Below are 26,326 nucleotides of genomic sequence, written 5' to 3' on the forward strand. Positions count from 1 at the left end.
GGGACACCTGCCATCGATACGCTGTGTGCATGATCCGCATCGTGCTCCTGATCATCTGGCTGCTGCTGTCGGCCTGGCTCGTCATCTGGACGGGCGAGGGCCTCTTCGGCGTGAACCAACGTGAGTCGATCCTGCCGTTCGCCGGGGAGGACACGCTCGGCGGTCCGATCATCATCGGCGTCGCGTGGGGGCTCATCCTCACCTTCGGCGGAACGCTGACGGGTCTCGGCCGCCGCAGCAAGCTGAAGGGGGAGTCGCGGATCGGGGTGGGCCGCCTCCTCGAGATCTCCCGAACCGGTCTGACGGTGAACGATGTGCCTCAGTACGACATGTTCATCCGAGTGACTCCTGGCGGGGGAGACGACTTCGTCGGGCAGCTGCGGATGCTCGTCGATCACAGCGACATCGCCGCACTGCAGGTGGGCCAGCCGGTTCCCGTCAGGTACAGCCCCACCGATCACGACACCGTGGAACTCGCGGACATCACCGATCCGCAAGTCCGAGACGCGATGCTGCAGTGGCGCATCGAACGAGGACTCATCGACCCTCGCCTTGTGAAGGCACGCACGACAGGCACGCAGGTACCCGCGTCGGTGCTCGAGGTGCGTCCGACAGGGCGACGCCTCGAAGGGCAGAGCGAGCTCAGCCTCAAGGTGCTCATGGCTCCGGAGGGCGCCGCGACCTGGGAGGCCGACACGACCGTGTTCGCATTCCCCGAGGCGATCTCGCGGTTCCAGGTGGGCGCGCCGATCTGGGCGTTCTATCGCCGGGAGGATCCCCAGACCGTTGCCGTGACGATCGAGAAGGAGGCCGGACGATGAATGTCCTCGACACCCTGATCTGGTTGATCAACTTCCCCGCCGCGCACGGATACGCGATGGTCTTCATCGCCGGGTTCTCGATCCTCGGTCTGTTCGCGATGTCGGCCGCCGGAGCGACGCCCGGTGTCTCTCTCCGACGCATCCGCGAGCGCGAAGGCCTCCTTGGCAGTGAGAGCGCCTCACGCGGACGGGTCGGGGGCGCGACCAGACGGATCGTGTTCCGAACTCTCGCCATCCTCATGCTCGCGAACCTCATGATCGGCATCCTGAGCCTCACCGGCGTGCCGGTCACACGCGCCTACATCTACGAGCACGGCCAGCCGACGACCGGAACCCGAGACGGCGACTGGGTCACCTTCACCACCGCCGACGGGACCGAGTACACGATCGAGAGCAACTTCTTCACACCGTCTGTCTACCCGGATCGCGACGTATACCTTCCCTCGGGTGAGCCGGTGGTCGTCAGATACCTGCCCGGTCACCCGCAGGCGTTCGTCATCGACAGCTCGCAGGGCCCTCGCTGAGAGGATGCCCGAGCCGACGTCGGCGCAGACGCGTAGGGTGAACACATGTCGCGAATCATCGTCTTCGGCGGCCATGGCCGCATCGCACTCCTCCTCGCTCCCCTCCTCGTCGCCCGCGGCGACGAGGTGACATCGGTCATCCGCAATCCCGACCACGTCTCGGAGGTCGAAGCGACGGGTGCGCACGCGCTTGTCGCGGACGTCGAGACACTCGACACCGACGCGCTCGCGGAGATCATCCGTGAGCACGACGCCGTGGTCTGGTCGGCCGGCGCCGGTGGAGGCTCTCCCGAGCGGACGTACGCCGTCGACCGCGACGCCGCGATCCGCACCATGGACGCCGCCGAGTCTGCCGGAGTGAAGCGTTACGTCATGGTCTCCTGGCTCGGATCGAAGGCCGACCACGGAGTGCCCGAGAGCGACGGTTTCTTCGCGTATGCCGATGCGAAATGGGCGGCGGACGAGCACCTGAGATCGACTGGCCTCGACGGCACGATCCTCGGACCGGGCACGCTCACCTTCGACGAGCCCACGGGTCGTATCGTCCTCGACCCCGAGGGCAAGGGCGAGGTGTCCCGCGCCGACGTGGCAGCGGTGATCGCCGAGGCCGTCGGCAACCCGTCGACCTATGGCCGCACCATCAGATTCGGGAACGGCACGGACGACACCTCGGTGCCGATCGTCGACGCCCTCAGCGCCTGACCCCATGCTGCGGCGTCGCTTCGGGGCGGTCGGGGCGGCGGTGATCATCGCGCTGGCCGCGGCATCTGCACCGGCCGCCGCCGCCGAACACGACTCGGCGCGTGCCGGTGACTCGGGATCGGATGTCGCCTCCTCCGGCACCGACGAGCGCGCAGCGGATCTCGTCGCCGACATGACGACGACCGAGCAGGCGGCGAGCATCGTGATGGGGCACATCCCGACCACGGATGCCGCCACTCTTCACGCGTACATGCAGCAGGGCCTCGGCGGGTTCATCCTGATGGGCGCGAACATCCCCGCGACGGACGAGGAACTGCCGACTCTCACCGCCGCTCTCACCGTCGATCCCGCGCTGCCTCCGCTCGTCGCCATCGATCAGGAAGGCGGGTTGGTGTCGCGCCTCGGCGGCGACGGGTTCCCTGCCTCGAACAGTCTCAAGTCGTTGCCGGTCTCCGACTCATCTGCGGCTTTCTCGGCCAGGGCCGCGCTGGTGGCGAAGGCCGGGATCAGCGTGAATTTCGGCACGGTCGCAGACGTCACGTCGGAGTCGTCGTCGTTCATCTTCGGCAGGGCGCTCGGGACCGATCCTCAGTCGGCCGCCGAGCGGGTCGCGGTCGCGACGGTGGCGCAAGAGCAGGTCGTAGCCTCCACGCTGAAGCACTTCCCGGGTCACGGCGCGGCGCCCGGCGACTCCCATCACGCCATCCCGACGACGGGCGAGACCCTCGACGAGTGGCGTGCGACCGACGCGGTGCCGTTCGCCGCCGGTGTGGACGCCGGAGCCTCGCTGCTGATGTTCGGACATCTGACGTACGCCTCGGTGGATCCGGCTCCTGCGTCTCTCTCGGCGCGCTGGCACGAGATCGCCCGGGAGGAACTGGGGTTCGACGGCGTGATCGTGACCGATGACCTCGGGATGCTGCAATCTTCGGGGGTCCCGGAGTACGCCGACCCCGTGGCCAACGCCGTCTCCGCGGTCGTGGCTGGCACTGATCTCGTGCTCATGATCGCCGGTTCCACGCCCGACACCGCGGGTCAGATCGTGCAGGGGCTAGTGGCGGCGGTGGATGCGGGAACGATCCCCGCCGATCGCCTCACCGAGGCGGCGACTCGCGTGATGTCGCTGCGTCTGCAGTCGATGTCAGCGCCCGCGGACTGGGCGTTGTGCCCGGAGTGCGAGCCTGCGGACTGACGCGTCAGCCAGCGATCGCGGCGGGCTCGACCGAGCCGAGCCAGGCGTGCAGAAGCTCGCTGCGAAGACGAGTGCCGCGCTCAGCGAAGACGCGCTGCTGTCGCACGTACTCCGCCTTGCCCTCGACCGTCTCGATCGGAACGGGGACGATGTCCCACGGTGCCAGATCATACGGCGCGGCCTGCATGTCGAGAAGACGGATGTCCCTGGCGAGCTCGAACGCGTCGAGCAGCAGCTCGCCCGGCACGAGGGGGCCGAGCTTGACCGCCCACTTGTACAGGTCCATGCCGGCATGCAGACAGCCGGGCTGCTCGAACAGAGGCTGGTCGTCACGGGTGAGCTCCGTGCGGTTGCGGGGCACTGCCGCGGGGGTGAAGAACCGGAAGGCGTCGAAGTGCGTGCACCTGAGGTCATGGCTCTCGACGACCAGGTCGGTGCCCGCCTGGCCGAGACGCAAGGGCACCGGGTGTCTGTGCTCATCTGCTCGGTAGACCATCGCCCACTCGTGCAGTCCGAAGCAGCCGAATTGGCCTGGGCGCGAGGCGGTGCGGCGCAGCATCCGTTCGATCAGACCGGCGAGGTCTGCCTTCTCATGCGCGAACCTCGCGGCATCGGGCGTCACACTGCCTTCGGTTCCGCCGGGGGAGTACCAGCGCCATGTCAGCCGCTCGGAGGCGTGCTCCAACTCGATCGCGGCACCCGGGTGCCAGCGGCGCAGCTGGGCGGGCTTGTAGCTGTAGTAGGTGAAGAGGAAGTCCCACACCGGGTGCTTCTCACCTCGGGCCGCGCGCTCCCGGTGCGCTGCCGTGAGCGCATCCGCCCTCGCCTGGTGCGCTCGCTCGCGCTCCAGCCAGTCGGTCCGCGGAAGCGACGTGGTCATGTCAGTCGAGGATGCCGGCTTTGCCGAGCAGGTCACGGAGTCCCGCGCCGTCCTCGGCGCTGACCCAGGGAGCGACGCCTTCCGCATGCGGCTCGTGACCGGCGCGCCCACCGGCGAGCACCGCCTCGGCCGGCAGCAGTCGTCGGATGGCGACACCGGCGACGGAGGCGGGGTGCTCGTCCATGAACTCGGAATAGATCGACTCGTCGTGCTGACCGTCATCGCCGATAAGCAGCCACTTCACGTGCGGGAACTCCGTTGCCAGCCGACGAAGATTGGTGAGCTTGTGCTCTCGTCCGCTGCGGAACCATCGGTCGTGCGTGGGGCCCCAGTCGGTGAGGAGCATCGAGCCTGCCGGGAACAGGTGCCGTCCGAGGAATCGCCGAAGCGTGGGGGCGACGTTCCAGGCGCCGGTCGAGAGGTAGACCATCGGCGCACCAGGGTACTCGCGGAGCACCTGGTCAAGAAGCACGGCCATGCCCGGCACGGGGATGCGCGCGTGCTCGTCGACGACGAACGAGTTCCAGGCGGCGATGAACGGACGGGGGAGAGCCGTGACCATCACCGTGTCATCGACGTCGGACACCACGCCGAAGTGCGTCGACTCGGCCACGATGAACGCGGTCGTCTCGACGGGATCCTGGCCCTCGACGGAGAACGTGAACGTCTGCCACCCCGGCTCGAGATCGGTGTGCACGACAGAGTCGATCACGCCTCCCCGGTCGGCGACGACGTAGTGCGTCGAATCGCCGATCTGCACGGCGACCTTGGCGAAGCTCACCGGGATGCCGACGAAGCTCCGCCAGCCGCGGACGCTGGCCGGCTCACCGTCTTTCGTGCTCCGTGCGGGCGGGACGATGAGCACGCGTCCGACGACACGCACCCACCCCGGGCCGCCGTAGCCGGGGAACGGGAGGATGGTCGCGGTTCGACCGCGACGGCGCGCTCGTCCCTCGCGCCACACGTGGAGGCGGTGTTCTAGGCGCGCGAACCAGTGGATCCGGGGCGCCGGGGGTGACGAAGCCATTGCTTCAGTCTTTCACGTCGGTCGAGTCCTTCGTGTCGGAGATGTCGAGATGACGCGACTCGAGGCGCGAGATCACCTTTTTGCCGACGAATACGGCGACGAGGAACAGAGCGATGATGCCGACGAAGATGTATCCCGCGTAATGCACTCGATCGGCGAGCTCGTCGAAACTGCCGGCGGCGAGAGACGTGATGCTCACGTAGGCCGTCGCCCACAGCAGACAGGCGGGCGCCGTCCACGCGAGGAACCGGCGGTACGAGTAGTGGCTCATGCCCACTGTCAGGGGCACGAGAGAGTGCAGCACGGGCAGGAAGCGCGACAGGAAGATGGCGATGCCACCGCGGCGGGCGAGATAGCGCTCGGCTCGCACCCAGTTCTCCTCGCCGACCCGACGTCCGACCCAGGATGCGCGGATGTGCGGACCGATCCATCGCCCGAGCCAGAAGCCGATGCTCTCGCCGATCAACGCACCGACGACGACGGAGACGACCATCGCCACGGCCTGGGGGACGCTGGTGATGCCGATGGATGCGACGAGCACCACTGTGTCGCCGGGGAACACGAGGCCGATCAGCACGCTGGTCTCGAGCATCACGGCTAGCCCCGCGACGAGCGTGCGGGCGACCGGGTCGATGGACCGCATGAAGTCGATCAGCCACGGCACGAACTCGTCCACCCCTTGAGAATACGGGACTGGTCGCGGCCTAGGCTGAGAACGTGCCCGAACCTCTGAGCGCCCGCGTCCTCCGCGACCGAGTGGTGCCCGAAGCGCTCTTCCTCGCGCTCGAGCGCGAGTGCGCCGACGTGTTCTGGCTCGACGCCGGCGCCGACGCGCCAGAGGGGTGGAGCTTCATCGGGACCGGCGCTCCGTCATCTCTCCCCGGCGAAGTCCGGCTCGACGCTCCCACTCTCGATCCAGCCGCCGCCGACGCGGGTCCGCCGCTGCGGGGAGGATGGGTCGGCTGGTACGACTACGAGAGCGGGGCACGAGCAGCAGGTGCTCCCGTGTCGGATGCTGCCGACGTGCCAGGCGGGGCCTGGTTGCGCATCTCCCGACTGGCCGCGTTCGATCACACGACCGGCGTCGTCTGGGTGGCGGCGGTCGAGGCAGACCTCGACGAGTGGAACGTGTTCGTGACGCGCGTCGCGGCGACGACGGCGCCGTACGACGATCCGGCCGCGAACGAGGCCGGATCGAGGCGCGTCGTGTCGCGTCACACTCCGACCGAGTACGCAGCACTCATCGAGCGCTGCCGCGAGCTCATCCGCGCGGGGATCGCCTACCAGCTGTGCCTGACCACTCGTTTCACCGTCCCCGGGGTGCACGACGGCGTCGCGGTGTATCGACGACTCCGAGCGGCCACCCCGGCGCATCACGGTGGCTTCATCCGCATCGCCGGCCGCTCACTGCTCAGCGCGAGTCCCGAGCAGTTCCTCCATGCGGAAGGCGGCGTCATCCGCACCCGCCCGATCAAGGGGACGCGACCGCGCGGCACGGATGCCGCTCGCGATGCCGAGCTCGCCTCCGAGCTCGCCGCCGACGTGAAGGAGCGTGCCGAGAACGTCATGATCGTCGACCTGATGCGCAACGACCTGTCGAGGGTCTGCGAACCGGGGTCGATCCGTGTCGACGCGCTATGGGCCGTCGAGACCTATCCGGCCGTGCATCAGCTCGTCAGCACGATCAGCGGCACGGCGGCCGCGGGCACCACGGCGACCGCCCTCCTGGACGCGTCCTTTCCTGCCGGCAGCATGACCGGAGCGCCGAAGCTCTCCGCGATGACCCGTCTGCACGACCTGGAGGGCGCTCCTCGGGGCGTCTACGCTGGATGCTTCGGATACATCGGCGACGACGGTTCGCTCGACCTCGCGATGGTCATCCGCAGCATCGTCATCGACGGTGCGCATGCGGTCGTCGGGGCCGGCGGTGGAATCACGTGGCGGTCGGTCGCCGAATCGGAGGTCGCAGAGGTCGCGACGAAGGCGCGGGCACCTCTCGCGGCGCTGGGAGCGGAAATGCCCGCGGCCTGGGCTTCCGATATCCTGAACTGATCCCCTTTTCCCTTCAGATTGGTCGTGCGTTCGTTGTCTGAGAACCTGTCCACCTCTCCCGTCGACGAGGAGACCTCCTCGGCGCACGCTATCCAGGCCAAGTGGCAGAAGTACTGGGCGGAGAACGAGACGTTCCTCACCGGCGGCGACGACGACAAGCGGCCTCGCCGTTACGTGCTGGCGATGTTCCCGTATCCCTCCGGCGACCTGCACATGGGGCACGCCGAGAACTACCTGTACTCCGACATCGTCGCCCGGTTCTGGCGCCACCGCGGGCACAACGTGCTCAACCCGATCGGCTGGGACTCGTTCGGACTGCCCGCCGAGAACGCCGCGATCCGTCAGGGTGCCGATCCGCGCGAGTGGACTTACCAGAACATCGCGCAGCAGAAGCAGGCGTTCCAGAACTACGGAGTGTCCTTCGACTGGAGCCGGGTGCTGCACACGTCCGACCCCGAGTACTACCGCTGGAACCAGTGGCTGTTCCTGAAGCTGCACGAGCGCGGTCTGGCCTACCGCAAGAAGAGCGCCGTGAACTGGTGCCCCAACGACCAGACCGTGCTCGCGAACGAGCAGGTCGTCGACGGGCGCTGCGACCGCTGCGGAGCAGAGGTCATCAAGAAGAAGCTGACCCAGTGGTATTTCAAGATCACGGACTACGCCGACCGTCTGCTCGATGACCTGAACCAGCTCGAGGGATTCTGGCCGCACAAGGTGCTGCAGATGCAGCGCAACTGGATCGGCCGCTCCATCGGCGCAGACGTCGACTTCCGCATCGAGGGGCGCGAGGAGCCGGTCACCGTGTTCTCGACGCGTCCGGACACGCTGCACGGGGCGACCTTCTTCGTGGTGGCGCCCGACTCCGACTTGGCATCGGAGCTGGCTGCGGATGCTCCTGTCGAGGTGCGCGAGCGCTTCCAGAAGTACCTGTCCGATGTGCAGAAGACCACGGATGTCGACCGTCAGGCGACGGATCGCCCGAAGACCGGCGTCTTCCTCGAGCGCTACGCGATCAACCCGGTCAGCGGCGAGAAGCTGCCGGTCTGGGCAGCCGACTACGTGCTGGCCGACTACGGGCACGGAGCGGTCATGGCCGTGCCTGCGCACGACCAGCGCGACCTCGACTTCGCGCGTGCCTTCGACCTGCCGGTCAAGGTCGTCGTCGACACGACGGCGCCGATCACCGGCGCCATGCCCGTCATCGAGGTGGACGAAGAGGGAGTGCCGATCGATACCGGCGCAGCACTCGACGAGCAGAACCCCGCCTCTACGGGCATCGCTCTGACCGGCGAGGGACGGATGATCAACTCCGGGCCCCTCAACGGTCTGTCGAAGCGCAACGCGATCGCCCGCGCGATCGAGCAGCTCGAAGCCTCGGGCACCGGTCGGGCTGCGAAGAACTACCGGCTGCGTGACTGGCTGATCTCGCGTCAGCGCTTCTGGGGTACGCCGATCCCGATGCTGCACGCCGAGGACGGCCGGATCATCCCCGTGCCCGAAGACCAGCTGCCGGTGAAGCTGCCCAGCGTCGAGGGACTCGACCTGAAGCCCAAGGGGTCCTCGCCCCTCGGCGCGGCGGAGAGCTGGGTGCGCACGGTGGATGCCGCCAGCGGCGACCCGGTGCTGCGCGACCCCGACACGATGGACACGTTCGTCGACAGCTCGTGGTACTTCCTGCGCTTCCTCTCGCCGAACAGCGACACCGTGGCCTTCGATCCGGCCCAGGCAGCACGCTGGTCGCCGGTCGACTCATACATCGGCGGCGTCGAGCACGCGATCCTGCACCTGCTCTATGCGCGATTCATCACCAAGGTGCTGTTCGACATGGGGCTGATCGACTTCACCGAGCCGTTCTCGAACCTGATCAACCAGGGCATGGTGCTGCTCGACGGCGCGAAGATGTCGAAGAGCAAGGGAAACCTGGTGCTGTTCGAAGAGGAGCTCGACGCGTACGGTGCCGACGCTCTGCGTGTGGGCCTCGCGTTCGCAGGCCCGGTGGAAGACGACAAGGACTGGGCGGACGTCTCGACGACCGGCGCCCAGAAGTTCCTGGCGCGTGCGCTGCGGGTGGCCCGCGAGGTGTCGTCCCCGGTGGACGTGGTCTTCGCCGGAGGCGATTCGGCGCTGCGCCGCGCGACGCACAAGCTGCTCGCCGATGCTCCGTCCCTCGTCGAGCAGACGAAGTTCAACGTCCTGGTCGCGCGTCTGATGGAGCTGGTCAACATCACCCGCAAGACGATCGATGGAGCTGCGGGTGCCGGTGATCCGGCTGTGCGCGAGGCCGCCGAGACGGTTGCAGTGATGCTCGATCTGATCGCGCCGCACACTGCCGAAGAGATGTGGGAGATCCTCGGCCACGAGCCCTCCGTCGGACTCGTCACGTGGCGCTCCGCCGATCCGGCTCTGCTCGTCGAAGACACGGTGACCGCCGTGGTGCAGGTGGGCGGCAAGGTCCGCGCGCAGCTCGAGGTTCCGGCGCGCATCGGCGAGGCCGAGCTCGAGGCGCTGGCTCGCGCCGACGAGCGCGTCATCCGCTCGATCGGCGACCGGGAGATCATCAAGGTCGTCGTACGCGCACCGAAGATCGTGAGCATCGTCGTCAAGGGCTGATCCCTCGCGTCGTCTCGGCGACGCATCCGCTCTGCACATCCGGCCGCCCGCGGGGTTTCTCCCCGACGGGCGGTCGGCTGTCTCCGCCGTCTCCTTGCGCGGTCTAGCGTTGCGGGATGCCTGAAGCCCCGCCTGTGTCCGCGCCTCCACGACGGCTGAGGCTGGGGATCGGCGCGGCGATCGTGCTCGCTCTCGTCGTGCTCTCAGGGGCGGTCGGACTCGGGCTGATGCGTGAACAGGCCGCTCCGACTGACTCCGTGCCGCTGCCCGCTGCTGGTGGTGCTTCTGCGGGGCCGTCAGGCGAGCTGTACGTCCATGTGCTCGGCGCTGTCGCGAGTCCCGGGCTCTACGTCCTCGACCTCGACTCGCGCCTGGTCGACGCCGTCGCCGCAGCCGGCGGGACGACCGATGAGGCTGACCTCACGGCGATCAATCTCGCGCGAGTGCTGACGGACGGAGAGCAGATCATCGTGCCTGCCTTCGGCGCCGCAGCGGGCGGTCCGGGAGCTGTCGCGCCCGCGGATGATCTCATCGACCTGAACACCGCGGACCAGGCAGCACTCGAGACCCTCGCGCGAATCGGCCCGGCGCTCGCTGAGCGGATCATCTCCTGGCGGGAGGAGAACGGCCGGTTCACGTCCGTCGACGATCTGCTGTCCGTGCCCGGTATCGGCGAGAAGCTGCTCGCGGGCATCCGCGACGGTGTGCGGGTGTGAAGGCCGATCTGCGGCTGTCGCCGATCGCCGGCCAATCCGTCGCGGCGGAGTGATGCACCCTCGCGACCTCACCCGAGTCTGCGACGCCAGTCGGCTCCACCGCGTCGTGCCTCTTCTATCGCGGCCCGCACGCGCCGAGACCCCTCCACGGTCGAATGGATGCTGGTGTCGATCGCGACGTCCGGATTCATGCAGAGAGACTCTTCGGGCCAGCTCCGGTAGATCCTGCTGAGAAAATCATGCTCCCTCGAAATCCCTCTCGACGGGTCCGATTGAGCTCGAGCGAATGCGATCTCGAATGTCGTGGTGGTCGCGACCGTGACGACCACTGCGCTGGACGGAGCTTGGCTACGGAGTCGCGACACCTCGTCTTCCGAGCCGGACCCCTCGGCGACGACGCACGTCAGTTCCGTTCTCGCCCACAGCCCGGTGGTCACTTCGAAGACGCGGTGCGCTGCCTCCCAACTCGGAAGGGTAGGTTGAGCCATCTCCGCGATCCGATCGAGTTCGACCAGCGCGACACGTTCGCCCCGCTGCCGCAGGTCCGCACTCAGGGCTGCGGCCAACGTGCTCTTGCCGGAGGCTTGCGGCCCGGCGACGATGACCAGCGCGAGCGGACTGGCGACGTGAGGATCGGTCAACGCGTCGACTCCGTCAGCGCGGTACTCGGGCAAGTCACGGGGATGGCTATGGGGAACGGCTGGCGCACGGGTTCGAAACCCGGTTCTCTGTCCGGCACGCGTTACCGTCGCATCCGATCGGTCGAATATGCCGGGGTCGCGTAGACCCCGCCCTGGGGGACTTCGGCGTCGATCGGCTCGACCTCACCCCATCGAGCGGCGTCGTCTCGGGGTGCGAACCCGACCGTCGACCCGGTGTCGAGATCCTACCATCCGCCGGTGTTCGCGGACACGGCATAGAACACAGCCGTGTGTTCGGTGGTGGTCATCGCCGCAGTGAACGCGCGCACGGCGTCGGCGGGGCTGAGCCACGTCCGCTGCTCCCGGGCAGACCCCGGTCGCGGCTCGTAGCTGCCGATGCGGAGCGAGATGGTGCTGATGCCGAACTTGTCCGCATACAGCCGACACAGCGCTTCCCCGGCGACTTTGGACACGCCGTAGAACCCGTCCGGGCGGGGCGGCATGTCCGGCGTCACGTGACGGTCAGAGGCGTACAGGCCTGTCAACCGGTTGCTGCTCGCGTAGACGACTCGGGGGACACCGGCCCGCCGCGCGGCCTCGAGGACGTGATAAGTCCCGACGATGTTCACCTCGGCCAGGTCGTGGAAGTCGGCCTCGTCGGGTATCCCGCCGAGGTGGATCACACCGTCCGCACCGGAGAAGAGCTCGACCAGCGCATCCAGGTCGGCAAGGTCCGTCCGGACGACGGACTCCTGCGGTCCGAGCGGAGTCATTGTTCGGATGTCGGTGGAGATGAGCACCGCCTCCCGATCGAGTAATGCGGAGCGGAGTGGCGAACCGATGTTCCCGGCCGCTCCTGTGATGACCCAGCGGGTTCCAGCGATCTCTGCCATCGTGCGATCGTACAGGGCGAGGTAATCGTCCGACTTGGCCGGGCCCGGATGAGCTCAACTGCCGGGGGCCTGATTCGATGCCCCATTCGTCGAGAGCAGGGGAGCGCCCGAACTCCTCGAGATTCCCGGAAACCGGGCGCGAACGTATGGCAACACTTCGCGATACCCAGCAGTCGCTGGGCCTCTGCGCCACGAGCACCGTCGGGTGAAGCAGTGCCTCGCGGCTTCGCATCCGCGGCTCCTGCACGCCGCACAGGTATTGATAGGTTCTCCACTCACCTGGTGGCGGGTGCGCTGCGGGACGGTCGCACGCACCTAGGTTGACCTGATGCACTGGCCGACGATGAGGAGCGACGCGCGCGCTCGGGCGCTCTACGGCGCGCCGGTATGAGGCGCGATCTTCGGCTGCTGCCGATCGCCGGGGCTGTGTGGGTGGTCGCTCTCGTCTGCGTGTTCGTACCTCCAGCCGCAGGGTGGTGTGTGCTCGCAGGCGCGCTCGGGGCGGTGGGATCGCTGGTGTGGATGCTGCGGCATTCTTCGGGTTCCGCGTCCGTGGCCGGGCTGGTGCTCGTGATGCTCGCCGCGATCGCCGCTGTCTCGATCACGGTCATGGCTGCATCGCCGGCTCGCGACAGCGCGGCCTCCTGGGATGGGCGTGTGGTCGAGGCGACGGGGGAGATCACATCGTCGGCGTCGGTCGGTCGCGACGGGCGGCTGTGGATGGAGGTGCAGCTCACGGGCATCGGATCACCGGGGTCGGTGCGCGCGGCATCCGCCCCGGTGCGAGTCGGCATCGATCCGGCCGACGGATTCGATCTCGGTGCCACAGTCAGAGTGAAGGGCGAGGCAGCGGCGACGGATCCGGGGGAGAGGTCTGCGCTCGTCGTGTTCGTGAGCGCCGCATCGGTTGAAGTGCCGGCATCGGGGGTGTTCGCTGTTGCCGCTGGCCTGCGCAGCGCCTTCATCGAGCGGTCCACGCATCTCCCCGAACCCGGAGCGGGTCTTCTCCCGGGGCTCGCGGTGGGGGACACCCGCGCGGTGTCGACCGAGCTGAACGACGACATGCGCACCAGCGGACTCAGCCACCTGACCGCCGTCAGCGGGGCGAACTGCGCCATCGTCGTCGGTGCCGTCTTCTGGCTGGCCGCATTGTGCGGGGCCGGACGAGTGACTCGTATCATCGCGGCGGCGGTCGCCCTCGCGGGATTCGTCGTGCTGGTCACACCGGAACCCAGCGTGATCAGGGCTGCGGTCATGGCCGGTGTCGCGATGCTGTCGCTGCTGCTCGGCCGACCGAGCGCCGGGGCCGGAATGCTCGCGCTCAGCGCGAGTGGCATCCTCATCGCCGACCCGTGGCTGGCGTCCACCGCAGGATTCGCGCTGTCGGTCGCCGCATCCGGGGCGCTGATCATGCTCTCGCCGTCGCTCACCCGCGGACTCGCACGATGGATGCCGCAGCCTCTCGCTCTCGCGATCGCCGTGCCTACGGCAGCGCAGTTGGTGTGCGGTCCCGTCATCGCCCTGTTCGCCGAGCAGCAGTCGCTCGTCGGTCTCGCGGCGAACCTGTTGGCCGCACCTGCGGCGCCGATCGCCACGATCATCGGTCTCCTCGCGTGCCTCGCGGCTCCGGTGCCAGTGCTCGCAGACCTCTTGGCGGCCTCCGCGTGGTTGCCGGCCGCCTGGATCGCTCACACCGCAACCATCACCGCTCGACTTCCGTTCGCCCAGGTCGCGGTGGCTCCCGGCGTCGCAAGCGCGGCGCTCGTCGGCATCGTGAGCGCGGCGGCCGCAGTGGTTCTGACCGACGGGTGCCGCACGATCCCGGTCATCAGAGGGGCTGCAGCATCCGTTCTCGCAGTGATGCTCGCACTGGGCGGCGCCCACGTCGTCCTCAACGGGCCACTCGCGAGCGCGACCAGCCCGGATGACTGGTCGGTCGCCGCCTGCGACGTGGGTCAAGGAGACGCGCTGCTCGTCAGATCCGACAGCCGGATCGCGCTGATCGACACGGGCCCGGAGCCCGAGCCCCTCGCCGCCTGCCTGCGCAGTCTCGGAGTCGAGCACATCGACCTCCTCGTTCTCACGCACTTCGACCTCGATCACGTGGGCGGCGTCGAGGCCGTACAGGGGAGAATCGGGGCAGTGCTGCATGGGCCGCCGGGGGAGACCGCTGACGAGCGGATGCTGCAGCGCCTGACCGACGGCGGCGCGACGGCCACCCTCGCCGGAGCGGGGATGCAGGGCGAGCTGGGCGCATCCTCATGGCAAGTGCTGTGGCCGCAGCGCGGATCCGAAGTGTTCCCGCCGGGCAACGACCAGAGCGTGGTGCTCGAGATCGAAGGAGGCGGGGTGCCGCGGGCACTCTTCCTGGGCGATCTGTCGGCGGAGGCGCAGCGCATGCTGATGCGCACCGCGCATCTTCGAGGCAGCTACGCCGTGGTCAAGGTGGCGCATCATGGCAGCGCCGACCAGGACCTGCAGCTGTACCAAGACCTTCACCCCGCTGTCGCGCTGTTCAGTGCCGGCGTCGACAACGACTACGGGCACCCTCGGGCCGAGACGCTCGCAGCGCTCGCGTCTGCCGGGGCCGCGGTGCTGAGAACCGATCAAGAGGGACGGCTGCTGGTGGGCATCCGTGACGGCGAGCTGCAGCTGTGGACAGAGAGACAGCCGCCGTGACGACGAGGGCGACGTCTGCGGCCCCCGGTAGTCTTGAGGCATGGCTGCTTCTCGTACCCCCTCCCGCGGCGGGACCAAGGCAGCCAAGATCGCGCAGGTGTCGTGGCGCGATCCTCGACCCGCCCCCGTGGTGCTCGTGTTCGGCCCCGAAGAGGTCTGCGCAGAGCGTGCGATCGCCGGGGTCCGCGACTATCTCCGCACCGAAGACCCCGCGCTCGAGGTGACCGACGTCCGGGCTGACGACTATGCGCCAGGCACCCTGCTCTCGCTCACGTCGCCGTCGCTGTTCGGCGAACCGCGCCTCGTGCGGGTGTCGGGTGTCGAGAAGTGTTCGGACGCCTTCCTGCAGGAGGCGGTCTCGTACCTGGAACATCCCCAGGAAGGCGCGACGGTCGTCCTGCGGCACACCGGGGCGAGCGTGCGCGGAAAGAAGCTGCTCGACGCTCTGCGCGCAGGCACTGGCGACGGCATCGAGATCCCGTGCCCGGCGATCAAGCGTGACGGAGATCGCGTCGACTTCGCGGCAGGCGAGTTCAAGGCGGCGAAGAAGCGGATCGCACCGCCCGCGCTGCGTGCGCTGGTCTCGGCGTTCGCCGATGACCTCACCGAGCTTGCCGCGGCATGCCAGCAGCTGATCGCCGATGTCGAGGGCGACATCACCGAAGACGTCGTCACGAAGTACTACGGCGGGCGCGTCGAGGTGTCGGCGTTCGTCGTCGCCGACACGGCGATCGCCGGCCGCTACGGCGAGGCCCTGGTCGCACTGCGGCATGCGCTCGCATCCGGTGCCGATCCGGTGCCGATGGTCGCCGCGTTCGCGATGAAGCTGCGCACCATGGCGCGCGTCGCCGGAAACCGTGAGCCGAGCCGTCAGCTCGCGCAGCGCCTCGGTATGAAGGACTGGCAGGTCGACCGTGCGCGGCGCGACCTCGCCGGGTGGAACGAGCGCTCGCTCGGCATGGCGATCCAGGCGACTGCGCGCGCCGATGCCGAGGTCAAGGGTGCGGCGCGCGATCCGATCTTCGCGCTCGAGCGCATGCTCACAGTCATCGCGACGCGTCAGCCGTTCGGCGAGTGAGCGCCGCCGCGGTCGTGCGGCTCCATCACTGACATCACGCTCGTCGCCACGTCGACAGTGCGCTGTCACGCGCACCCGACGTGTCGCCGAGGGCCTCAGCACACGCGAAAGAGCCCGCCCCGCGAACGGGACGGGCTCTTGTCACACCGTCAGGCGTGGAATCAACTCAGAGAGCGGAAACCTGCTTGGCGATGGAGGACTTGCGGTTCGCAGCCTGGTTCTGGTGGATGACACCCTTGCTGACGGCCTTGTCGAGCTTGCGGGAAGCAGCCTTCAGAGCCTTCTCGGCTGCAGCCTTGTCACCGGAGACGACAGCGGCGCGCGTCGCGCGGATGTGCGTCTTCAGCTCGCTCTTCACGGCCTTGTTGCGCTCGTGAGCCTTGTCGTTGGTCTTGTTGCGCTTGATCTGCGACTTGATGTTTGCCACGTGTGGACGCTTTCTGTACGGAGTTGTTAGGAAATGCCGGCAGAAGAAGAGGGCTTCCACTCGGCGGTCGTGAGGGAAGAACCCACACGCAAGCCAAGAACCAACTCTACCAGCATGTGAGCGGTTCGCCCTACACGGTGGCGGCGTCCCCTCGTGCGGGTTGCGGATGCGGGATGCGGCGTCGGCGCATGCGGGTGCACAATCATCAGTATCCCGACACTCGTGTCGCGACATCGACGTCAAGGAGCGACATGAGCCCCGCCCTCCCACCTGCCTCGCCGGTGTCGACCCTGCGCAGGGTCGGGCCACGATGGATGACCGTGTTCACTCTCGCCTGGCTGGCCATCTGGACGGTGCAGCTCACGCCCGTGCAGTTGCTCCTCCCGCTGCAGCTGAACACCTCCGAGGAGGACTGGATCCCCGGGGTCATCTCATCCGGGCTCGTGCTCGGTATCGGAGGGCTCGCCGGGATCGTCGCGGGTCCGGTGGCCGGTGCCCTCTCGGACCGAGCGGGCGCCGGGCGTCGGCGTCGGCGCTCCTGGGCGGTGGGCGGCGCGCTCGTGACAGCGCTGTTCCTGGTCGTGACGGGCTTCAGCGAGGGACCTTGGGCTGTCGGAGGAGCGTGGGTCGGGGTGTCGATCGGCGTCGCGGTGTCTTCCGCAGCTTTCACCGCACTGATCGCCGACCAGCTCCCGGCGACTCAGCGTGGTGCGGCATCAGCCGCCGTGGGCTCCAGCCAAGCGGTGGGGATCGTCCTGGGGGTCGGTCTCGTGGTGCTCCTCGGCCTCGGCATCCGCGACGGCTACCTTCTGCTGGCGGCGATCATCGCGATCGTGGGAACCAGCGCGGCGCTGCTGCTGCCCGATCCTCCGACACTCGTCGACGCCTCTCCTGCGAGGCGGGATCGTCGACTGTTGGCATCGCTGCGCGATCGCGACTTCGCCTGGATGCTGTCCGGCCGGCTCGTGACCAACATCGGCAACGCGCTGGGCACCGCGCTGTTCCTCTTCTTCCTGCTCCACGGGCTGCGCCAGGAGACGACGGTGGCGCAGGACAACCTGCTGCTCCTGATCGTCGTCTACACGCTGTTCGTGGTGCTCGCGTCCGTGTTCACGGGCGTGCTGTCCGATCGCACCGGCAACAGGCGCGCCCTCACCATCCTGGCCACGTTCGTGCAGGCGGCCTCCGGTGTCGTGATCGCAGTCATCCCGACGTTCGAGGCGACCATGGTCGCGGCGGCACTCATGGGGCTGGGCTACGGTGCGTTCTCCACTGTCGGACTCGCCTTCGCCGCCGATCTCCTGCCCGATGAGAAGGATCACGCCCGTGATCTCGGGATCGTCTACGTCACCGCCGCGCTCGGCCAGCTGATCGGTCCTGTGCTCGGCGCAGGTCTCGTGGCGCTGGTCGGCGGGTTCTGGCTCGTGTTCATCGTCGCCGCCGTGCTGTCGCTCGTCGGCGGCGGGCTCACCGCTCTCGCGAGGCAGCCTGCTCGAGATCCACTGCCCCAGCGGTAGCTCCCGACTCGACGGTCGCCACGGCCAGCCGCAGCACAGCATTGAAGATCTGCGGACGCATCGCGGTGACGAGATGCGTGGTGCGGGGCACGACGATCAGCTCGGCGTGCGGCGCGAGCCGTCGGAAGAGGGCTTCGTTGACCCGCAGCTGATCCCATTGCCCGTTCACGAACCACAGCGGCACGCTGATGCGGGCAACGGCCGTGGCGAGATCGAGGGTCGCGAGATCCCGGAGCGCGGTGTCCTGGGTGTCGAGCGCATACCCTCCGGCTGCGAAGTCGGAGCGCGTCTCCTCGGGGATCGTCGCTTCGAGGATGCGCTTGGTGATCCACATCCCGCGGTCTGGCAGGCGGTCGACCGCCCGGGCGATGGCGCGATAGGCCGCGAGCCCGGCGCCGCGGGGGAGCGAGGTGCAGGACGCAGCCACCAGACCGGCGACTCTCGGCGCCGCGGCGCCGCCCACATAGGCGAGCGACAGCAGACCGCCCATCGAGTGCCCGACGAGAAGCACGGGCCCTCGCGCGGCAGCGTCGCGCACGGCGACGTCGATCGTGTGGAGCGCCTCGTGCAGGGTGAAGTCCTCGTCCATCCGCGTGCCGTGGCCGGGAAGATCGACAGCGACCGCGGGTATGCCCTGTTCCTCGAGGAATGCGAGCTGCGAGCGCCACATCGTCGCAGACGTGCGGATGCCGTGCACGAAGACGATCTGGACGTTCACGCCTTCAGCATAGAGAAAGGCGGGGCCGGTGGAAGAACCACCGACCCCGCCGCGAAGCCCTGACGAGTCAGGCTCCGAATGGATTACTTCTCGTATCCCACGTTCTCCACCGGCGTGATGCCGAAGAGGTCGAGACCCACGTAGGGCTCGGGCGTGAGGTTGGCGAGACCCTCCTTGACGGTCCAGATCTCCGGGCCGTTGAGGACCGGGATGACGCCCCAGGTCTTCGCGAAGATCTCGGACTCCATCTCCATGGCCTTCTTGGTCTGCTCGACCGGGTCGGAGATCGTCTCCAGCTCATCGTGGATCATCTTGTCGATCTCCTCGGTGCCGGTGCCCGAGAGGTTCAGGCCGCTGTCCGAGCAGTACAGCTGGCAGAACCAGGCAGCACCGAACGGGTCGGACGACGTGAAGTTGAGGAAGAAGATGTCACCGTTCTGCGTGGTGTAGTCCTCTGCGAAGTCCGCCGACGGGCGCTGGTCGATGACGACCTCGACACCGACCTCCTTCAGCTGCGCCTGAACCGCGAGCGTGCGGGCACGAGCGGTCTCGGTGTCGGAGTGGTTCGGGAACACGAGCGACAGACGCTCGCCGTCCTTCTCACGGATGCCGTCGGCACCGGCGACCCAGCCGGCCTCGTCGAGGAGCTTGTTGGCACCCTCGGTGTCGCCGTCCTTGCGGCCGGCTTCTTCCAGCGCGTTGATGTAGTTCGGCTGGAACGAGAACAGCGTGAGGGACCCGGCGGGCTCCTCGGTGTAGTTCAGACCGTTGAAGACGATGTCCTTGACCTGCTCGATGCTGATGGCCTCGAACACGGCCTTGCGGACCTCGAGGTCGGCCAGCACCGGGTTGGTCGAGTTCAGCGTGAAGATCGCGTTCGCGGTGGCCTGACCCTTGTAGGTCTTGACGCCTTCGAGGCCTTCGACCTGTGCGAGCAGCTCGGCGCTGCCGGTCTCGGCCATGTCGACCTCGCCGTTGCGCAGGGCGTTGACCGCAGCGGTCGGCTCCATCTGGATGAAGGAGACCTTGTCGAGCAGCGGAGCGTTGCCCCACCACTTCTCGTTCGGAACGAGCGTGACGACGCCACCGGTCTTGTCGAAGTTCTCGACCGTGTAGGGGCCAGCGCCCCACTCCGGGTGCCAGTCGCCGAGGAAGGCGGTGTTGAAGAGCTCAGGCGTGTTGACCGCCGGGTGCAGGAGCTGGGAGTAGACCATCTCGGGCCAGGCGAACTCGCCCTTGAAGGTGACGATGACGTCGCGGTCGTTCTCGCCGGCCTCGACGGACTCGATCTCCTTCCAGCCGTCGGTCGCGTTCGGCTGGTACTCCTCGTTCTCGCCGTTCTGGGCTTCCCAGGTGGCCTTGAACGCGGTGACGTCGATCGGCGTGCCGTCGTTCCAGACAGCCTTCTCGTTGACCTTGAAGTGCAGGACGGTCTTGCCGTCTTCGACACCGAAGGAGTAGTCGTCGAGGTACGCGTCGTTCTTCTTGACCGTGCCGTCAGGATCCATGAGCAGGATCTGCGGGCGGAACCACGTGCCGACCTGGGTGACGCGAGCGTCGCCGTCGCTGTGGAAGTAGTTCAGCTGCTCGGCGATGTTCGAGATCGGGATGCGGAGTTCGCCACCCTCTGCGAGGTTCTCACGGGGCTGCGGGTTGTAGTCCGCGCCTTCGACCGTCTGAGCTTCGCCTTCGCCGCTGTTGCCGCCGCCGTTGCCTGCCGGTGCACACCCGCTCATGACGAGTGCGAAGGCGGCGCCGAGAGCAGCGATGCCCATCAGCTTCTGATGCCGTTTCATGGTACTCCTTAGTGCCTGTCGGCCTTACTTGGGATAGGGGCAGACTAACCCCGCAACTCGCGGGCTAAACCCCAGGGACACGGAACCGTTACCGGACTGTGCACATCGATATGCGGATCAGCTGGCGGCGATCGCCTCGGCGTCGAAGCCCTCGACGGGGAGGATGATCCGCTCGCGCGTGCGCTCGATGTCGGGGTCGGGAATCGGGATCGCCGAGAGCAGCGCCTTCGTGTACGGATGCTGCGGATCGTCGAACACCTGATCCACGTCACCGTGCTCGACGAACGAGCCCTTGTACATCACCGCTACCCGGTCGGCGATGTGCCGCACGACCGCGAGGTCGTGGGCGACGAACAGGTACGACAGGCCGAGCTTCGCCTTCAGCTCGTCGAGCAGGTTGATCACGCCCGCCTGGATCGACACGTCGAGCGCCGATACGGGCTCATCGAGCACGACGATCTTGGGGTTCGTCGACAGGGCGCGGGCGATGCCGATGCGCTGACGCTGACCGCCCGAGAAGGCCTGGGGGAATCGATCGCTGTGCGCCGGGTCGAGACCGACGAGCCCCATGAGCTCTTCGACGCGGTCGAACACGTCGTCCTTGCTCATGCCGATCGCGAGCATCGGCTCCGCGATGATGTCCCACACCGTCATGCGAGGGTCGAGCGCCCCCATCGGATCCTGGAACACGATCTGGAGGTCGCGACGGATCCTGCGCTCCTCCGAACGGTTCTTGATGTCGGCGACGCTCGTGCCGCCGATCCGGATGTCGCCGTCCTCCTGGGTGACGAGGTCCATGATCTGCAACAGGGTCGTCGTCTTGCCGCTGCCCGACTCGCCAACGATCGCGAGGGTCTCGCCCTGGCGGATATCGAAGCTGATGCCCTTGACCGCGCGCACCTCGCCGACCTTGCGCTTGAAGAAGGCGCCCTTCATCAGCGGGAACGTCTTGTTCAGGTTGACGGCCTCGAGGGTGATCGGGCGATCTTCCCGCGGGACCTTGGCGAGAGAGCTCTCGGGGATCTCGGGGATCGGGAAGACCGGCAGGCCGCCGATTCTGCCGTCGTCGTCGATGTCGTTCGCACGGATGCACGCCACGGAGTGATCCGAGTGGCCGCTCGTGGTGATGGGCAGCAGGTCGGGCTCGCGCTCACGGCACGCGTCGATCGCGATCGGGCAGCGCGCCGCGAAGGGGCACGCGTCCGGCAGGTTGATCAACAGCGGCGGGTTGCCCTTGATCGGGATCAACGGCACCTTCTCGGTCTTGTCGACGCGGGGGATCGCACCGAGAAGGCCGATCGAGTAGGGCATCCGAGTGCGGTAGAAGAGCTCGCGCACGGGCGCCTGCTCGACGGGCTTGCCCGCATACATCACGAGCACGTCGTCGGCGGTCTTCGCGACCACGCCCATGTCGTGCGTGATGATCATCATCGCGGCGCCGGTCTCCTCCTGCGCCTTCTCCATGAGCTCGAGGATCTGCGCCTGGATGGTGACGTCGAGCGCGGTGGTCGGCTCGTCGGCGATGATCAGCTTCGGGTCGTTGGCCATCGCGATGGCGATCACGACGCGCTGACGCATGCCGCCCGAGAACTCGTGCGGGAACGCCTTCATGCGGCGTTCGGCCTCGGGGATCCCCACGAGCTTCAGCAGCTCGACCGAGCGGTCCCACGCCTCCTTCTTCGACAGTCGACGATGCACCGTCAACGCCTCGATCAGCTGGTCACCGATCGTGAAGACCGGGGTGAGCGAGGTCAGCGGGTCTTGGAAGACCATGGCCATGCCGTTGCCGCGGATCACCGAGAGCTGCTTGTCGGACTTGCCGAGCAGCTCCTGGCCGTCGTAGATGATCGAGCCGGTGACCTTGGCGTTGTCGTCGAGCAGGCCCATGATCGCGAGCGAGGTGACGGATTTGCCCGAGCCGGACTCGCCGACGATGCCGAGCGTCTTGCCCGCTTCGAGATCGAACGAGACGCCACGGACGGCGTCGACGCGACCCGCTTCGGACGGGAAGCTGACCTTGAGGTCGCGGACGGAAAGGACAGTACTCATGCGCGACCTCCAGCCGCCGAGGTCGGATCGAGGGCGTCGCGCAGACCGTCGGCGATGAGAGCCATCGAGACGGTGAGCAGCGTCAGCGCCGCCGCGGGGAAGTAGAACAGCCACGGAGCACTCACGAGCGTGCTCGAGCCGTAGCCGATGAGCGCGCCGAGCGAGACATCCGGCAGCTTCACACCGAACCCGAGGAACGACAGGGCGGTCTCGGTGAGTACCGCCGAGACGACGCCGAGGGTGAAGTTGATCACCAGCAGCGAGCCGATGTTCGGCAGCATGTGGCGGACGACGATGCGCATGCCCGACAGGCCGGCGTAGCGGGCGGCGTGGACGTACTCACGTTCGCGGATCGACAGCGAGAGCGTCCAGATGACCCGCGCGGGGAAGAACCAGCCGACGATGAAGATCATCACGAGCGAGATCACGAGCCAGTTTCCGCCGGCGTCGTTCGAGATCATCGCGAGGATGAGGAAGTTCGGCACCACCATCATGAAGTGGATGATGGCGAGCATCACGCGCTCGTAGCGTCCGCCGAAGTATGCGGCGGTCGCACCGACGATGGCCGAGACCACGGTGGTGCCGATCGCCACCAGCGCAGCGATCATCATGGAGCGCTGGAGACCCACCGCGACCTGGGCGAAGTTGTCGTTGCCCGATCCGTTCGTCCCGAACCAGTGCTCGGCCGACGGGCCCGTGCGCAGCGCGAGGAAGTCGAGGTCGGTGTGCGAATACGGCGAGATCAGCGGACCGACGATGGCGAAGACCACCAGCAGAGCGAGGATGACGACGCCGATCAGCGCGCCGCGGTTGCGCATGAAGCGACGCGTGTAAAGCGTCAGCATCGAGGTGCGCTTGCGGTTCTTCGGCTTGTCTGCGATCTCGGGGGAGACCCCGATGCTTTCCAGAGCCATCAGCTCACCCGCACTCTCGGATCGAGGACGACCACGGCGATGTCGGCGAGGATCGCGCCGATCGCCGTCATCAGGGCGCCGAATGCCGCGACCGCGACGACGCCGTGGATGTCGTTGTTGTTGAGGGTCTGGATGAAGTAGCGCCCCATCCCGTTCCAGTTGAAGATCGTCTCCGTCAGCACCGCACCGGTGAAGACCGCCGGGATCGTGAACGCGACCTGTGTCGTGACGGGGATCAGCGAGGTCCGCAGCGCGTGCTTGCGGATCGCCTGCTGCTTGGTCAGCCCCTTCGCCCGCGCCGTGCGCACGTAGTCGGCCTTGATGTTGTCGAGCAGCAGCGAGCGCTGCAGGAAGTGGATGCCCGCATACCCCGTCAGGACCAGGGCCAGCGTGGGGAGGGTCAGATGCTGCAGCACATCTATGAGGACGGGGAAGAAGCCCTCCACCCCCTGACTGGACGAACCCACGACGTAGAAGACGGTCGTGCCGACCGCGTTGTTGAAGTTGATCGCCAGCAGGACCAGAGCGAAGCCGGCGACGACGGTCGGGATGTTCATCGTGATGATGCTGGTGCCCTGACCGATGCGATCGGCGAGCTTGTACTGCCGCGAGGCGGTGTACACGCCGAGGGCGATGCCGAGGATCGTCGTGATGATCGTCGCACCGAGGACGAGCTCCGCACTGATCCAGACGCGGTAGGCGACCTGCTCGTTGATGGACTCGCCGGTCGGGCTGAGGCCCCAGTTCCAGTGGAAGAGGATGTTGGAGAACCAGGTCCACCACCGCTCGAGCAGGGGAACCGACTCGCTGAGGTTGCGCGGACGCAGGAGCCCGTCGATCTGTTCTGGGGAGAGAGGAGGACGCCGTCCGACGTAGTTGTTCTCGGGGTCGAGGTACAGCCACGCGAGGAAGTAGGTGATGTTCGTCGCGATGACGATCATCAGCACCCAACCCAGCAGGCGGCGCAACAGATACTTGATCAAGGTGATGATTCTTTCTCTTTTACAGACGCGCGCGGGTTTTGCCGACGCAACGCTGAGCCGGGAAGACAGTCAATCACCATCAGCCGATCTGCGCGACACGACGCCTGCACGTGGTCTGTGACGGAGTCTTATCGCTCACGGGATCCGGTGTCACGGATGGCTCCCGGGCAACCTCGGCAGAATATCACCGGATCACACGAAGCGGGCATTAGCCTCGCCTCACCGTAGAATCGTCAGGACATGTCACCACGCGCCCTCACTCCGCTTCAGCCTGCCGCGACGCCTTCGGCGCAGATCCGCAATTTCTGCATCATCGCGCACATCGACCACGGCAAGTCGACTCTCGCCGACCGCATGCTCCAGATCACCGGCGTGGTCTCGGACCGAGACATGCGTGCGCAGTACCTCGACCGCATGGACATCGAGCGCGAGCGCGGCATCACGATCAAGAGCCAGGCCGTGCGGATGCCGTGGGAGATCGACGGCGAGACCTTCGCGCTCAACATGATCGACACCCCCGGCCACGTCGACTTCACCTATGAGGTGTCGCGCTCTCTCGCCGCGTGCGAGGGAGCCATCCTGCTCGTAGACGCCGCACAGGGCATCGAGGCCCAGACTCTCGCCAACCTCTATCTGGCGCTCGAGAACGACCTGCACATCATCCCGGTGCTGAACAAGATCGACCTGCCGGCGGCTGACCCCGACAAGTACGCGAAGGAGCTGGCATCCCTCATCGGTGGCAAGCCCGAAGACGTGCTGCGCGTCTCGGGCAAGACCGGCGTGGGGGTCGAGGAGCTGCTCGACCGCCTGGTCAAGGAGATCCCGGCACCCGTGGGCGACGCCGACGCGCCTGCCCGAGCCATGATCTTCGACTCCGTCTACGACGCGTACCGCGGTGTCGTCACCTACGTCCGCATGATCGACGGCAGCCTGTCGCCCCGCGAGCGCATCCAGATGATGTCCACGGGTGCTACCCACGAGGCGCTCGAGGTCGGCGTGTCGAGTCCCGAGCCGGTGCCGACCAAGGGTCTGGGTGTCGGCGAGGTCGGCTATCTCATCACGGGCGTGAAGGACGTGCGGCTCTCCAAGGTCGGCGACACCGTCACGACGGCGCGCAGGCCCGCAACCGAGGCCCTCGCCGGCTACACCGATCCCAAGCCGATGGTGTTCTCGGGGGTCTACCCGATCGACGGCAGCGACTACGCGGAGCTCCGCGAGGCGCTCGACAAGCTCAAGCTCTCCGACGCCTCGCTGCAGTACGAGCCTGAGACGTCGGTCGCGCTCGGTTTCGGTTTCCGCTGTGGGTTCCTCGGTCTTCTGCACCTCGAGATCATCACCGAGCGGCTCGAGCGTGAGTTCGGTCTCGACCTCATCACCACCGCACCCAGCGTGATCTACGAGGTGCTCACGAGCGACACGGGCGAGACCGTGACGGTCACGAACCCGAGCGAGTACCCTGACGGGCGCATCGGTTCGGTGTCGGAGCCCATGGTCAAGACGGCCATCCTGCTGCCGAAGGACTACGTCGGCACCGTGATGGAGCTGTGCCAGTCGCGTCGCGGAGCACTGCTGGGCATGGAGTACTTCTCCGAGGAGCGCGTCGAGCTCCGCTACATGATGCCGCTCGGTGAGATCGTCTTCGACTTCTTCGATCAGCTCAAGTCGAAGACCCAGGGCTATGCCTCGCTCGACTACGAGCCCGCCGGACAGCAGGAGGCGGACCTGGTCAAGGTCGACATCCTCCTGCAGGGTGACAAGGTCGACGCGTTCAGCTCGATCGTGCACCGCGACAAGGCGTACGCCTACGGCACGCTGATGACGGAGCGACTGCGCAAGCTGATCCCTCGCCAGAACTTCGAGGTGCCGATCCAGGCCGCCATCGGCGCCAGGATCATCGCCCGTGAGACGATCAGGGCGCTCCGCAAGGACGTGCTCGCCAAGTGCTACGGCGGTGACATCAGCCGTAAGCGCAAGCTCCTCGAGAAGCAGAAAGAGGGCAAGAAGCGCATGAAGATGGTCGGTCGGGTCGAGGTGCCGCAGGAGGCGTTCATCGCCGCGCTCTCCGGCGACGTCGAGGGCAAGGACAAGAAGTAGGAGCCCGCGAGCC

Annotated in this window: 22 protein-coding genes; 11 read left to right on the plus strand and 11 right to left on the minus strand. The window is 67.3% G+C overall.

Annotation, left to right across the window (positions count from 1 at the left end):
- The first annotated feature begins 29 nt into the window (after positions 1-29).
- The 4 genes from ACIP5T_RS00990 to ACIP5T_RS01005 are packed head-to-tail and all read left to right on the plus strand — an operon-like array spanning position 30 to position 3,239.
- Complete coding sequence (locus ACIP5T_RS00990) at positions 30-821, plus strand: hypothetical protein (protein WP_400859858.1); 792 nt, start codon at positions 30-32, stop codon at positions 819-821.
- Complete coding sequence (locus ACIP5T_RS00995; RefSeq protein WP_400859859.1) at positions 818-1,345, plus strand: hypothetical protein; 528 nt, start codon at positions 818-820, stop codon at positions 1,343-1,345. Before ACIP5T_RS00990 ends, ACIP5T_RS00995 begins: the two co-directional genes overlap by 4 nt.
- A 45-nt stretch (positions 1,346-1,390) precedes the next feature.
- Complete coding sequence (locus tag ACIP5T_RS01000; RefSeq protein ID WP_400859860.1) at positions 1,391-2,047, plus strand: SDR family oxidoreductase; 657 nt, start codon at positions 1,391-1,393, stop codon at positions 2,045-2,047.
- A gap of 4 nt (positions 2,048-2,051) precedes the next feature.
- Complete coding sequence (locus ACIP5T_RS01005) at positions 2,052-3,239, plus strand: glycoside hydrolase family 3 N-terminal domain-containing protein (RefSeq protein WP_400859861.1); 1,188 nt, start codon at positions 2,052-2,054, stop codon at positions 3,237-3,239.
- 4 nt (positions 3,240-3,243) lie between these two features.
- Here the strand turns inward: ACIP5T_RS01005 and ACIP5T_RS01010 are convergent, their stop codons facing one another.
- Genes ACIP5T_RS01010 through ACIP5T_RS01020 form a run of 3 tightly spaced genes read right to left on the minus strand, consistent with a single transcriptional unit; the run spans position 3,244 to position 5,822 of the window.
- Complete coding sequence (locus tag ACIP5T_RS01010; RefSeq protein WP_400859862.1) at positions 3,244-4,119, minus strand: 3-methyladenine DNA glycosylase; 876 nt, start codon at positions 4,117-4,119, stop codon at positions 3,244-3,246.
- A 1-nt stretch (position 4,120) separates the two neighbouring features.
- Complete coding sequence (locus ACIP5T_RS01015) at positions 4,121-5,146, minus strand: App1 family protein (protein WP_400859863.1); 1,026 nt, start codon at positions 5,144-5,146, stop codon at positions 4,121-4,123.
- Between the two features lie 4 nt (positions 5,147-5,150).
- The gene (locus ACIP5T_RS01020) at positions 5,151-5,822 is read right to left on the minus strand and encodes a DedA family protein (RefSeq protein WP_400859866.1); all 672 of its coding nucleotides are present in this window, start codon (positions 5,820-5,822) and stop codon (positions 5,151-5,153) included.
- Between the two features lie 41 nt (positions 5,823-5,863).
- Here ACIP5T_RS01020 and ACIP5T_RS01025 point away from each other — a divergent pair, with 41 nt between their 5' ends.
- The 3 genes from ACIP5T_RS01025 to ACIP5T_RS01035 all read left to right on the plus strand — a co-directional run bounded on the left by ACIP5T_RS01025 (position 5,864) and on the right by ACIP5T_RS01035 (position 10,524).
- Entirely contained in the window at positions 5,864-7,198 is a 1,335-nt protein-coding gene (locus ACIP5T_RS01025; protein WP_400859868.1) for an anthranilate synthase component I family protein, read from the plus strand.
- Positions 7,199-7,231: 33 nt separating this feature from the next.
- The gene (gene leuS, locus ACIP5T_RS01030) at positions 7,232-9,808 is read left to right on the plus strand and encodes a leucine--tRNA ligase (protein WP_400859870.1); all 2,577 of its coding nucleotides are present in this window, start codon (positions 7,232-7,234) and stop codon (positions 9,806-9,808) included.
- 116 nt (positions 9,809-9,924) lie between these two features.
- A complete protein-coding gene (locus ACIP5T_RS01035) occupies positions 9,925-10,524 on the plus strand; it encodes a helix-hairpin-helix domain-containing protein (protein ID WP_400859872.1) in 600 nt (199 codons plus the stop codon).
- Positions 10,525-10,592: 68 nt separating this feature from the next.
- Here ACIP5T_RS01035 and ACIP5T_RS01040 read toward each other — a convergent pair whose 3' ends face one another.
- Both ACIP5T_RS01040 and ACIP5T_RS01045 read right to left on the minus strand, forming a co-directional pair.
- Positions 10,593-11,198: an adenylyl-sulfate kinase gene (locus ACIP5T_RS01040; protein WP_400859874.1), complete on the minus strand. Its 606-nt coding sequence runs from the start codon at positions 11,196-11,198 to the stop codon at positions 10,593-10,595.
- Positions 11,199-11,410: 212 nt separating this feature from the next.
- Positions 11,411-12,058: an NAD-dependent epimerase/dehydratase family protein gene (locus ACIP5T_RS01045; RefSeq protein ID WP_400859876.1), complete on the minus strand. Its 648-nt coding sequence runs from the start codon at positions 12,056-12,058 to the stop codon at positions 11,411-11,413.
- A 387-nt stretch (positions 12,059-12,445) separates the two neighbouring features.
- Here ACIP5T_RS01045 and ACIP5T_RS01050 point away from each other — a divergent pair, with 387 nt between their 5' ends.
- A complete protein-coding gene (locus tag ACIP5T_RS01050) occupies positions 12,446-14,737 on the plus strand; it encodes a ComEC/Rec2 family competence protein (RefSeq protein WP_400859878.1) in 2,292 nt (763 codons plus the stop codon).
- A gap of 40 nt (positions 14,738-14,777) precedes the next feature.
- Complete coding sequence (holA, locus tag ACIP5T_RS01055; RefSeq protein ID WP_400859880.1) at positions 14,778-15,815, plus strand: DNA polymerase III subunit delta; 1,038 nt, start codon at positions 14,778-14,780, stop codon at positions 15,813-15,815.
- A 166-nt stretch (positions 15,816-15,981) separates the two neighbouring features.
- On the opposite strand, the gene rpsT is transcribed toward holA, so the two are convergent.
- Entirely contained in the window at positions 15,982-16,242 is a 261-nt protein-coding gene (rpsT, locus tag ACIP5T_RS01060) for a 30S ribosomal protein S20 (RefSeq protein ID WP_400784974.1), read from the minus strand.
- 251 nt (positions 16,243-16,493) lie between these two features.
- Between rpsT and ACIP5T_RS01065 the strand changes: the two genes are divergently transcribed.
- Positions 16,494-17,759, plus strand: coding sequence for an MFS transporter (locus ACIP5T_RS01065; protein ID WP_400859882.1), 1,266 nt, complete (start codon positions 16,494-16,496; stop codon positions 17,757-17,759).
- On the opposite strand, the gene ACIP5T_RS01070 is transcribed toward ACIP5T_RS01065, so the two are convergent.
- From ACIP5T_RS01070 to ACIP5T_RS01090, 5 genes are all read right to left on the minus strand, one after another.
- Positions 17,710-18,477 carry an alpha/beta fold hydrolase gene (locus ACIP5T_RS01070; protein ID WP_400859884.1) on the minus strand — a complete coding sequence of 256 codons (768 nt, stop codon included), beginning with the start codon at positions 18,475-18,477 and terminating at the stop codon, positions 17,710-17,712. The genes ACIP5T_RS01065 and ACIP5T_RS01070 overlap by 50 nt on opposite strands.
- Before the next feature lie 83 nt (positions 18,478-18,560).
- Entirely contained in the window at positions 18,561-20,273 is a 1,713-nt protein-coding gene (locus ACIP5T_RS01075) for an ABC transporter family substrate-binding protein (RefSeq protein ID WP_311259339.1), read from the minus strand.
- A gap of 117 nt (positions 20,274-20,390) precedes the next feature.
- Complete coding sequence (locus ACIP5T_RS01080) at positions 20,391-22,322, minus strand: ABC transporter ATP-binding protein (protein WP_400859887.1); 1,932 nt, start codon at positions 22,320-22,322, stop codon at positions 20,391-20,393.
- A complete protein-coding gene (locus tag ACIP5T_RS01085; protein WP_400859888.1) occupies positions 22,319-23,236 on the minus strand; it encodes an ABC transporter permease in 918 nt (305 codons plus the stop codon). Before ACIP5T_RS01085 ends, ACIP5T_RS01080 begins: the two co-directional genes overlap by 4 nt.
- Positions 23,236-24,219, minus strand: a complete 984-nt coding sequence (locus ACIP5T_RS01090; protein ID WP_400859889.1) for an ABC transporter permease — start codon at positions 24,217-24,219, stop codon at positions 23,236-23,238. The genes ACIP5T_RS01085 and ACIP5T_RS01090 overlap by 1 nt, the downstream gene beginning before the upstream one ends.
- A gap of 240 nt (positions 24,220-24,459) precedes the next feature.
- Here ACIP5T_RS01090 and lepA point away from each other — a divergent pair, with 240 nt between their 5' ends.
- The gene (gene lepA / locus ACIP5T_RS01095; protein ID WP_060926148.1) at positions 24,460-26,313 is read left to right on the plus strand and encodes a translation elongation factor 4; all 1,854 of its coding nucleotides are present in this window, start codon (positions 24,460-24,462) and stop codon (positions 26,311-26,313) included.
- Positions 26,314-26,326 lie beyond the last annotated feature (13 nt).

Source organism: Microbacterium sp. NPDC088619, assembly GCF_044752825.1.
In the GTDB taxonomy this organism is placed as follows: Bacteria; Actinomycetota; Actinomycetes; order Actinomycetales; family Microbacteriaceae; genus Microbacterium.